This window comes from Aeromicrobium sp., from assembly GCF_014378035.1.
Taxonomy (GTDB): Bacteria; Actinomycetota; Actinomycetes; order Propionibacteriales; family Nocardioidaceae; genus Aeromicrobium.
Genome location: NZ_JACMOM010000128.1, coordinates 1 through 4956 on the forward strand (window position 1 = coordinate 1; position 4956 = coordinate 4956).

At 63.2% G+C, this 4956-nt stretch carries 5 protein-coding genes; 2 read left to right on the forward strand and 3 right to left on the reverse strand.

Features of this window, described 5'->3' with window-relative positions; translation table 11 throughout:
* The coding region (locus tag H7290_RS06440) for an AAA family ATPase (protein ID WP_290513196.1) at positions 1 to 1486 on the forward strand (1486 nt) is incomplete at its 5' end.
* Between the two features lie 706 nt (positions 1487 to 2192).
* Positions 2193 to 2912, forward strand: coding sequence for a calcium-binding protein (locus H7290_RS06445; protein ID WP_290513197.1), 720 nt, complete (start codon positions 2193 to 2195; stop codon positions 2910 to 2912).
* Positions 2913 to 3297: 385 nt separating this feature from the next.
* Here the strand turns inward: H7290_RS06445 and H7290_RS06450 are convergent, their stop codons facing one another.
* The 3 genes from H7290_RS06450 to H7290_RS06460 all read right to left on the reverse strand — a co-directional run.
* Positions 3298 to 3663: a hypothetical protein gene (locus H7290_RS06450; protein ID WP_290513198.1), complete on the reverse strand. Its 366-nt coding sequence runs from the start codon at positions 3661 to 3663 to the stop codon at positions 3298 to 3300.
* Positions 3648 to 4448, reverse strand: a complete 801-nt coding sequence (locus H7290_RS06455) for a YwqG family protein (RefSeq protein ID WP_290513199.1) — start codon at positions 4446 to 4448, stop codon at positions 3648 to 3650. The genes H7290_RS06450 and H7290_RS06455 overlap by 16 nt, the downstream gene beginning before the upstream one ends.
* A 262-nt stretch (positions 4449 to 4710) precedes the next feature.
* Positions 4711 to 4956, reverse strand: a 246-nt coding sequence (locus H7290_RS06460; RefSeq protein WP_290513200.1) for a hypothetical protein, incomplete at its 5' end; no start/stop codon positions are given.

Sequence of the window (4956 nt, forward strand, 5' to 3'; positions counted from 1 at the left end):
GCTGCCCGGGGACGGCGCCCCTGAGCACATCCGGGCACTGACATCACGCCACGTGGTCACGGTCGAGGCCGATCTGCACCACTACTTCGCTGCGTGCGCTTCCCTGTCCGGCGTTCGGGCAGACGTGTCCGGTGGCGGACTCGACGAGACACAGCTGCAGGCCGTTGAAGCGTTGGCCGGCGCGCACCGACTGGTCGTGGTCGAGGGTGCAGCCGGTGCGGGGAAGACCGCCACGCTCGCGGCCACTGCCAACATCCTCGGCCAGAACGGATGTCAGATGATCGTCATCACGCCGACATTGAAGGCCGCCCAGATCGCTGGGGCCGAGGTCGGCTCACGGGCATATTCCGCCGCGTGGCTCGCGCACCAGTACGGCTTCTCCTGGAACGAGGACGGACGGTGGACCCGCCACGACTTCCTCCCCTCTCCCGATGCCGAGCTGCACCGGGGAGACCTGCTGCTGATCGACGAGGCCGGCATGCTCGACCAAGACACAGCCCGCGCCCTGACAATGATCGCCCGAGAGACCGGTGCCCGCCTCGCGCTCGTCGGAGACCGGCACCAGCTGCCCGCCGTCGGACGAGGCGGCGTGCTCGATCTCGCCGCCCGCTGGGCGGGCCCCGAGGCGAGCGTGTCCCTCGACAGCGTGCACCGCTTCGCCGACCCCGAGTACGCGACGCTCAGCCTCGCCATGCGATCCGGCGAGAACCCTGACGACGTCTTCGACCAGCTCCTGCAACGTGGCCAAGTGGTCATGTATCCCGACGAGGTCACACGCACTGCAACGCTCGCCGACCACGCCGCGACGACTGGTGCTTTGGTCGTGGCCGACACACGCGAGCAAGTCGCTGACCTCAACCAAGCAGTCCGTGAGCGACTCGTCGCAGACGGCCGGGTCGACGACAGGCGCACGCTCATCACTCAGGGCGGTGAACGGATCGGCGTCGGCGACCGGGTGGCGACCAGACGCAACGCATCAGAGTTCGGCGTCGCCAACCGCGACACCTGGACCGTCACCGCTGTAGACAGAGACCGCACCCTTCACCTCACAGGCAAGGCCGGCACGCGGACCGTTCCGGCTGACTACGCCGTTCATGACGTCGAGCTCGCCTACGCCTCGACCGTCTACGGCGCACAAGGTGACACCACCCACACCGCGCACCTCCTACTTGGGGAGCACACCGGCGCGGCCTCGGCATACGTGGCGATGACCCGCGGCCGCGAGAACAACACCGCCCACATCATCGCCGACGACCTCAACGCCGCCCGCCAACAATGGATCCTCACCTTCGCCCGCAACCGCGCCGACCTCGGCCCCACCCACGCAGCACGAATCGCCGCCCAAGAGGCAGCCAAGTACGAGCCGTACGTCAGCCCAGAGACCTTGCTCAGTCGCTACGAGGCCGACACGAAGCCACATCCGATCAGCGCCCCGAATTGGACCCCATCACGCGAATCGAGATCAGGACCGAGAATCGGCCGCTGAGACGGACCTTTCCAGTCCCGGCGCGGCTCCGACACGGGCCCAGGTGAGAGTCGTCATGTGTCGGAGCTCTGGGGGTGCGACAGACGTGTGTCAACGCCGTCGACCATCGACGCCTCATTAGATGAATCGGGAGATGAAGGCACTGCGGCATGAGTACCGTGTCATCCACGACCGTTACGGCACTAGGTCATTCCACCCAGAATGGGGCAACTTGGTGCGGGCACTCAGGTCGTGGCCACGACGGCTGAGTCGGGGAAATCTACTCCCATGACGTGGCAGCATGGCGACAACATGCATCCTGAAGAAGTCGGCAGAAACGACGCTGTGAGACGTGTGCTCGAAGCTACTGCAGAGGACCTGGAAGAGCTCCTGCTCGAACGATTCGGAGTTGTCAAACGCCGATCTCAGTGACAAGACACTGCGACGCTCGATAACGGGTTCACCTCCGAAGCTGCAGCCCCCTCACATGACCTCCCTTGGGACGGGCCGATAGCAGGCCCCCTGCCCCTCGGCGTCGCGGCGGCGGTGCTGACGGATGGTCTCCACATACGTTGCAGGATTCATGACACCACCGCGATGTCATTTCGATGCTGACGACGTGATTTTACTTCTTTTTTGTTTACGGTCGGAGCGACCTTCTTTATGCGTACGCTCGTTTCCGAGCGGCGTTCTCTTGAGGGGCGCCCACGAATGAATGGGATCCCTTATGAGGAGTCAAAAATTGTTCGCCGCCGGTGCGGCGTTGTCCGTCGTTGTTGCCATGACCGCACTCACTGCGACACCCGCGCAAGCGTCCGGGAAGCACTGTCGAGGCAAAACCGCCACCATCGTGGGACACGGGAAGGTCAACGGCACCTCCCACCGAGACGTCATCTACCTGACCGGAGCCTCGACCGTGAATGCCAAGGCCGGCAATGACCTCATCTGCGGATCGGCCAAGCGCGACGTGATCAGCGGTGGCGCAGGAGATGACCGCATAAGTTCGGGCCGTGGCAACGACTCGATCAAGGGCGGGGCGGGCCGGGACAGACTGACCGGAAACGGAGGCGCAGACACCATTTCCGGTGGTAACAGCGCCGACAGAATCTTTGGCAACACGGGAACTGACACTCTTACCGGCGACAACGGCGACGACACCATCAATGGTGGCGACGGCGACGACACCATCAATGGTGGCGACGGCAACGACCAGCTCAACGGCGACGACGGCAACGATCACCTCAACGGCGACGACGGCGACGACGGCTGCTATGGCGACGCCGGCGATGACGAAGTCGATGGGGACAGCGGATCGGATCACGTTGACGGCGGCGCCGGCGACGACGTAGAACACAGTGACTCGGACGACTACAGCGACGCCTCCGATGATGACGGCGTAGACAGTGACTCTGACGACGGAGCTGCGGTCAGCGCAACCAACGAGTAACACCGCAACGTCCAGGCACAACAATGACCCCCGCACTTCTTGAGCGGGGGTCATTGTTGCTCATTCAGGTGAATGGCAGTTGCACTGACAACGAGCGAGGACTGGCCTCGATCTCTCGCTCCCCCAACAGTCTCGGTTTTGGGCTTCGTGAACCTGGGCGAGGAACTCACGACGATCTAGCCTTGTCGCTGTGCGTCCCTTCTGCTGAATCGCTCAGAGCTGCGGCGTACAGTCGGCCGCGATGCCTGTATGGCGGGCGAATACGATCGACCTTGAGTACGACGAGGTTCCAGTTATAGGGAACCAATCGCATGTTCTGCTGATCAGGACTGCCTTGATCACTGCTCGCGATCCCGGCCCGCGTCATCCCGGCGCCCCTCTGTCGTCAAGAGGCAGATGAGAGGGCTTTCTCCTTGATCGTCTTCCGGTGATGCGGGGTCGGTTTTAGCGTCGGTTTCGCGGGTCCGGGAAGTGGCTGATCCGAAGTGTCGATGTGCGGGGGTAGGTCGACCGCGCTGGATTCACTAGACGCCCCGCTGTGCCCTCCCGGACCCGTGCCAGCTGCTCGTTCGGCGTCAGCGAGGAGCTGGCGGCAGATCAGGTCAGAGATGCGTCGCTTGAGGCAGCACATCGCTTCGAGTGGCTTCTTGCCCTCGGCTCGCTTGCGCCGGTAGTAGGCCCGACCCTCGGTGTCCAGGCGCATCTGGGTGACCGCGGCGATGTGGATCACGTGGTTCAGCCGCATTGCCATGTGAACGACATGCGCTCCGCGAGAAATCCGCTGGGGCTTTGGTCAACTCGGGTCATCCAGTAGAGCACCCCTTCGTCACCCCACATCATGCCTAGGTCATCGTCACTGTCGACCTGCAGGACCAGTTCCCAGTGACGAGCCTCTTCGTCCAAACGAGGGTCGCCGTGCGGCACTTGGTTGTCTAAAGCAGCGAGCGCAACTTCGTGCTCCACCGGCCCTTGAACCGGTTCCGCGTAGCCACCGATCTGATGCAGAGTCCCGGTGTGTCGTTCGTGTAGCGCCTCAACAAAGTCGTCGGCGTTGACGGGGTGATCCATGAAGGAGCGATGATCTTGACCGGGTGCCTTGAATGCTGCCCTGAGGTCGTCGTGCTCCCAGCCGGGAGCGGTCATGATCGGGCGGCCGTCAAAGTGACGTTCGATGTACGTCGTCACTCCAAGCGGTGTGCTCCGTTGCGATGCTAGGTCATCATCCGACACGTGCAGAGCACGCGCTCCCATGAGAGTGGAGGCATCCCAGGTGCCGACAGTCGTGGCGAAGTTGTCGTATGACCCGTCGAAATAAAAGAACAGCAGCCGGCCGCTTGAGGGAAGGTCGACGTCGAGCGGGAAATTGGCAGCCACCAGCTCGCAGGCAATCTCGCCGACGTACGACAAAGGTCCATGACCTGGCCAAGTTGGCCAGTCCTCACTCTCGGGCAGATATGGCAGACCGCCGAGCCTTGCGACGGCCGACGTTCCGGGCGAACCGGGCACCAGCTGGATCGCGGGCCTCAACAGTTCCATCCACCGCTTTAGATCGGCTGGGGGAAGGTGCTCTGCCGCTATGTCCCGAACGAGTTCTGCGTCTGTCCCGGGGGTCGACCTGCGGTCCCGGCCTCTGATCTGGGGTTCAGTCTGTGGACCGTCGGTCTTGCGCTTGAAGGGCCATCGCATGGGACCCATCGTGTCTCATACGGTGATCGCCCAAGAGCGAGTGTCCAGTTCCTTCACCGCGAGCGTGTGTCATTCCACCGCGATCCGGCCGCGCTGCAGACTAGCCACCCGGTCACCAAATGCGATGGATCAGATTGAGAAGGCCCCATCCCGCAAGCAGGGTCCACGCTCCGATTCCCATGAGGACCAAACCGTCCAACGCACGCTCGCCCAAGCTCGTCTCTGACGCTTCCACCGTCACATCCCGAAACTCGGGCTCGCCTTTCGCTGTCCACTCGGCAAGGTGGCCCCAAGAGCAAAAGCCCTCTTCGACCCAGTTGCCGTCTGGATCGTAGATTTCGGCGAAATGCTGAGAGCC

Bases quoted from the DNA above. Each gene is read 5' to 3' on its own strand.
- H7290_RS06455 (WP_290513199.1), bottom strand. From the start codon at position 4,448: ATGGAACTGTTGAGGCCCGCGATCCAGCTGGTGCCCGGTTCGCCCGGA.
- H7290_RS06445 (WP_290513197.1), top strand. From the start codon at position 2,193: ATGAGGAGTCAAAAATTGTTCGCCGCCGGTGCGGCGTTGTCCGTCGTT.
- H7290_RS06450 (WP_290513198.1), bottom strand. From the start codon at position 3,663: ATGGCAATGCGGCTGAACCACGTGATCCACATCGCCGCGGTCACCCAG.